At 55.8% G+C, this 267-nt stretch carries 1 rRNA gene; it reads left to right on the forward strand.

Annotated elements, in window-relative coordinates:
- Nucleotides 1-177: 177 nt before the first annotated feature.
- Nucleotides 178-267: ribosomal RNA gene (rrf, locus tag EBH09_RS37375) — 5S ribosomal RNA — on the forward strand; the annotation flags it as partial.

Below are 267 nucleotides of genomic sequence, written 5' to 3' on the forward strand. Positions count from 1 at the left end.
GATAGGCCGGATCTGGAAGCACCGCAAGGTGTGGAGGTGACCGGTACTAATAGGCCGAGGGCTTGTCCTCAGTTGCTCGCGTCCACTGTGTTAGTTCTGAGGCAACGAACAGTTGCCGGCTTTCGAGCTGAACAGGACAATTGAAGAGTGTGCTTGTTCGCTCGAAACCATTAGGGTTTCGGTGGTCATAGCGTAGGGGAAACGCCCGGTTACATTTCGAACCCGGAAGCTAAGCCTTACAGCGCCGATGGTACTGCAGGGGGGACC

It is taken from the genome of Streptomyces sp. E2N166, from assembly GCF_003671715.1.
GTDB classification, from domain to species: domain Bacteria; phylum Actinomycetota; class Actinomycetes; order Streptomycetales; family Streptomycetaceae; genus Streptomyces; species Streptomyces thinghirensis.